This is a genomic window from Tangfeifania sp. (assembly GCF_055108615.1).
This window is the reverse complement of record NZ_JBSQIC010000143.1, coordinates 1-5,024: the sequence shown is the minus strand read 5'-3', so window position 1 is coordinate 5,024 and position 5,024 is coordinate 1. Positions and strand designations below refer to the sequence as shown.

The window sequence follows — 5,024 nt, the reverse complement described above, 5'->3', positions numbered from 1 at the left end:
TGCTGCCGTGATGGGCGAAAAAGGATATTCGTATAAGGAAATTTTAGCACACTATTTTAGGGATGCGGTTTTGAATAAAAGCTATTAACCATGAAAATTTGGAATTTGATTCCAAATTTTCATGGTTAATTTGTAAACTGAAAAATATCGATACTAAACTAAAAACCGATGAAACAAAAAGTCACCTTGTTTTTTATGGTTCTGCTTTTGTCCGGAACATTAGTGCAGGCAGCTCAGGTGATCCGCATCAACCAGTTGGGTTACCAGCCGCAGACGGTGAAGGTAGCTGTATTTTTGGCTTCGGAAGAAATTCGTGCCAGGAGTTTTACCCTGCACAATGCCATTACCAACAAAGTGGTTTTTAAAGGAAAAGCAGAATCAAAACCCGCGGCAGAGTGGGGCATGACAACCGCCTACCGGCTTAATTTTTCTGAATTTCAAACTGAAGGTGGCTACTACCTGAAACTGCTTGAAACCCGTTCGCCCAGCTTCAGAATTAACGCAGATGTTTATGACGGAACGGCCGATTTCCTGCTCAACTACCTCCGCCAGCAGCGGTGCGGTTACAATCCATTTTTGAAAGATTCCTGCCATCTGCACGATGGCATAATTGTGGATCATCCCACGCGTTCGGGCGAGTTTGTCGATGTTACAGGAGGCTGGCACGATGCCACCGACTATTTGCAATATTCCACCACCTCCATCAACACCATTTTTCAGATGATGTTCGCCTACAAAAATTATCCAGAAATCTGGGGCGATTTTTACGATGCTAGCGGCGACGAAGGTTCGAACGGAATTCCCGATATTCTGGATGAAATAAAATGGGGCCTGCAGTGGATGCTGAAAATGAATCCTGCGCCGGGTGAAATGTACAACCAAATTGCCGACGATCGCGACCACATCGGGTTTCGACTGCCCACCAACGACCCGGCAGATTACGGTTTGGGCGACAGTTTCCGGCCGGTTTATTTTGTAACTGGAAAACCACAAGGTCTGGCCGAGTTCAAAAACACCAGCACCGGCGTTTCATCCATTGCCGGGAAATTTGCCTCAGGATTTGCACTCGGTGCAGAACTTTTCAGTGAATCGGATCCGGAAATGGCCGAACAGATGAAACAAAAAGCGCTGGATGCCTTTGATTTCGCCTTGTCTGAAACGGGATACACCCAAACCGCCTGTAACGTTTCACCTTACTATTATGAAGAAAAAAACTATGCCGATGATTTGCAGTTAGCTGCTGCTCAACTTTATCGGCTCACAGCCAATAAAAATTATTTGCAAGAAGCCGGATACTGGGGAAAACAGGAACCCGTGAGCCCGTGGATAAAAAACGACACGGCCGGACACTACGAATCATACCCGTTTGTGAACCTCGGCCACTATTTTATGATGCAGAACGACGAGGAAGAATTTGCCAGGTTTTATGAAAAGGGACTGCAACTGTTGCACGACCGGGGAAAAGACGATCCTTTTTTTTATGGTTTGCCTTTTTTGTGGTGTTCCAACAATTTGGTTGCCGCGGCTATCATTCAGGCGCGGCTTTACCGGGAACAAACCGGCAACACTACATTCACCGAAATGGAGGCCGCCCTGCGCGACTGGCTGTTTGGGTGCAATCCGTGGGGAACTGCCATGATTTGTGATCTTCCGGGAGTGGAAGATTCGCCCATGTTGCCGCATTCATCGTACACCGTTTTGCTGGGCGGGACTACACCGGGCGGGCTTGTTGACGGGCCGATTGACGCTGCGCGCCACAAAAACCAGATTGGAATTGCGTTGCAAAATCCCGATGAATACGCGGCTTTCAATAACGGCAAAGCGGTTTATTACGACGATATCGGCGATTACGCCACCAACGAGCCAACTATGGACGGAACTGCCAGCCTCAGTTTTTATCTCGCTTCGCTGGAAAATGACGGGCGAAAAATGGCTCAGCAAAATGAAAAAATAAAAGACGAACAGGGTGCTGTTATCAGGTTCAATCCGAATGAAAAAAATATTTTCCTGGCTCTTACGGCGGATGACAAGTTTGAAGGCGGCGAACATGTTCTGCAGGTTTTGGAAAAACAGAAGATCAAAGGTTCGTTCTTTTTTACCGGGAATTTTTTACGAAACCCGAAGTTTAAAGACATCACCAAAAGAATTGTGGAACAAGGGCATTATGTTGGGGCTCATTCCAACAACCATCTGCTCTACTGCGACTGGGAAAAACGGGATTCAACGTTGATTTCTTTCGCTGAATTTGAAGCGGACCTGAAAAATAATTTTCGGGAACTGGAAAAATACGGTGTAAAACCTGATGAAGCGCGTTGGTTTATGCCGCCTTATGAATGGTACAACCGGCAAATTGTGGACTGGTGCCGCAACCTGGGGCTTGATGTGGTGAACTTCACGCCCGGCACCGGAACCAACGCCGATTACACTACACCGGAAATGGAAAACTACAAATCATCGATAAAAATATATGCCAATCTGCTGCAGTTTGAGCAACAGCAACCCAACGGACTGAACGGTGCCATTTTGCTCATTCATCCGGGAACAGCGCCCGAACGCACCGACAAATTTTACCGGATTCTGGAAGATGTTATTCGCCACTTTTCTTCTAAAGGATACCAGTTTAAATCGTTAAAAGAGGAATTATGACAAAAACAGCAACCCGAAATCCGTGGGCATGGATTCCCACACTTTATTTTGCCGAAGGACTTCCCTACGTTTTTGTAATGACCGTTTCGGTAATCATGTACAAGCGGCTCGATATTTCCAATACTGAAATTGCGCTTTACACGAGCTGGCTTTACTTGCCGTGGGTGATAAAACCGTTGTGGAGCCCGATTGTGGATATTCTGAAAACCAAACGGTACTGGATTGTGGTGATGCAACTGGTGATTGGCGCTGCTTTGGCGGGAATTGCATTTACGCTGCCGGCAAGCAAGTTTTTTCAATACACCATTGCTTTTTTCTGGCTGATGGCGTTTAGCTCGGCCACGCACGACATTGCTGCCGACGGGTTTTACATGCTGGGCCTCTCGAAACACGACCAGGCGTTTTTCGTGGGAATCCGCAATACATTTTACCGTTTTGCCATGCTGGCCGGGCAAGGGCCGCTGGTGATACTGGCCGGCGAAATGGAAAAAATAGCGGGCGACGATAATCAGTGGGCGTGGAGCATTACCTTTTTCGTTTTTGCGGCCCTGTTTCTGGCATTTTTTATCTGGCACCTGTTTATCCTTCCGCGTCCGGTTGACGATGTAAAACGCGAATCGAAATCGTTGAAGCAGGTGATGGCCGATTTTGTAGAAACGTTTGTCACCTTCTTTAAAAAAGACGGCATTGTGCTGTCGTTGATTTTTATTCTGATTTTCAGGCTGGGCGAGGCGCAACTGGTGAAGCTGGCCACACCGTTTTTGCTCGACGACCCGGATGTTGGCGGGTTGGGACTTTCAACCAGCAATATCGGGTTTGTTTATGGTACAGCCGGGATGATTGCGCTGACTTTGGGTGGAATTATCGGCGGAATCCTGGTGTCGCGTAACGGATTGAAATACTGGATGCTCCCCATGGTTTTGGCCATGAATCTGCCCAACCTGATGTTTGTTCTGCTCGCCTACGTGCAACCCGAAAGTCTTTGGATTATTACAGGTTCAGTCATTATCGAGCAGTTTGGTTACGGTTTTGGTTTCACCGCATTTATGCTTTACATGATTTACGTTGCCGACGGCGAGCATAAAACCGCCCACTACGCGCTTTGTACCGGTTTTATGGCGCTGGGTATGATGCTTCCGGGAATGGTTAGTGGCTGGATTCAGGAAATGATTGGCTATCAGTATTTTTTCATTTGGGTGATGCTGTGCACTATTCCGGGGTTTATCATTGTAAATTACCTTCGGTACGATCCCAAATTCGGGATGAAAAACGGGAAAGAGCAATAGTGTTATGTAACTGATTTATGAGTTGTGTTGCGATTTTTCAAATTCCAGAATAATTTTAAACAGTTCGGCAAATTTTTTACGATCGCGTGAAGTGAAACGAGTTGTTACGCCTTCATTTTCAATATAAAAACGAAATTTTACTTGTTCGGACTGGCTCAATTGTTTCCACATATCGCGGGGAATTTCAATGGTGCGTTTCATTATCTGTAAGGGTTGGTCTGTTGTAGTGGTTTTTGTTGAGGTTGATGTTTTTTCATTGTCGTTATCTTTCTTCTTTTGTGCCAAAGTGGTTGTGGTTGTGGAAACTGAGCGGTTCACAAAATGTCGGACTGCATATTCACGGGATATAAATTGAAGTTTTTCTCCATCGGCTTCAATAAAAATCAGAGAGTCGAGCTCTTCCGGCCTTGCCTTTGTTTTCAGTATGAGTTCAGCAGTTACTTTTCCCTGCTGACCATCAGGTTTAAGATAAAGTGTTTTCAGATTTACAATATAATCTACTTCCCGCAGTCCGCCGCGTTTTTCGTCAGAATATCCTTCCAATTCCTGAATGAGCCGGATACTTTTTTCGTTTTTGAAATCGTCATCGACGGTTATAATTTGATTGATATTTGAACAGGCTGATAAGAGTACGATTACAGCAAATAGGTATAAAAAATGTTTCATGGCTTTTATTTTTGAAAGTCTTTCAAAATTTATACCACAACTTGTACTTTTTTAGTGAATATGTTACCCCGGCGCCAGCACCGAAAACGGATAAACCGACAGGTTTCGCAATAACCAAAACAACAGGATTATTCCGAAAATCACCCAGGGCGTGTTTTTCATGTAAAAAATATTGGGAAGGTTCCAGTTTAAATATCTGTTTAAAAAGGGGTGAATGAAGTGGTAAATAATGGCGAGCACGGCTGGTAGAAAAAGAAAATTATTGCCCACAACTCCTGCAATATTCAGGTGCAACAAACTGTGAATGGCCCGTTGCGAGCCACATCCCGGGCAGTAATACCCAGTTAGTGAATGAAAAATGCAGCGGGGGAAAAGTTGGTTTTTCGATGGATCGAGCAGAAAAAAAAGGACTGCCAGTGCGAGAAT

At 45.3% G+C, this 5,024-nt stretch carries 4 protein-coding genes; 2 read left to right on the top strand and 2 right to left on the bottom strand.

Going from position 1 to position 5,024, the window contains the following annotated elements; translation table 11 throughout:
- The first annotated feature begins 168 nt into the window (after positions 1-168).
- Together ACTCNA_RS17550 and ACTCNA_RS17545 are read left to right on the top strand one after the other, a co-directional pair.
- On the top strand, positions 169-2,646 hold the full coding sequence (locus tag ACTCNA_RS17550) for a glycoside hydrolase family 9 protein (protein WP_462949239.1): 2,478 nt from the start codon (positions 169-171) through the stop codon (positions 2,644-2,646).
- Positions 2,643-3,932 (top strand): AmpG family muropeptide MFS transporter, encoded by a 1,290-nt coding sequence (locus ACTCNA_RS17545; protein WP_462949238.1) that lies wholly within the window; start codon positions 2,643-2,645, stop codon positions 3,930-3,932. Before ACTCNA_RS17550 ends, ACTCNA_RS17545 begins: the two co-directional genes overlap by 4 nt.
- A gap of 15 nt (positions 3,933-3,947) precedes the next feature.
- Here ACTCNA_RS17545 and ACTCNA_RS17540 read toward each other — a convergent pair whose 3' ends face one another.
- Entirely contained in the window at positions 3,948-4,598 is a 651-nt protein-coding gene (locus ACTCNA_RS17540; protein WP_462949237.1) for a hypothetical protein, read from the bottom strand.
- A gap of 63 nt (positions 4,599-4,661) precedes the next feature.
- The coding region (locus tag ACTCNA_RS17535) for a DUF2752 domain-containing protein (RefSeq protein WP_462949236.1) at positions 4,662-5,024 on the bottom strand (363 nt) is incomplete at its 5' end.

What these genes read in the sequence shown, in the direction of transcription:
- ACTCNA_RS17545 (WP_462949238.1), top strand. Translation starts at nt 2,643, where the DNA reads ATGACAAAAACAGCAACCCGAAATCCGTGGGCATGGATTCCCACACTT.
- ACTCNA_RS17540 (WP_462949237.1), bottom strand. Translation starts at nt 4,598, where the DNA reads ATGAAACATTTTTTATACCTATTTGCTGTAATCGTACTCTTATCAGCC.
- ACTCNA_RS17550 (WP_462949239.1), top strand. Translation starts at nt 169, where the DNA reads ATGAAACAAAAAGTCACCTTGTTTTTTATGGTTCTGCTTTTGTCCGGA.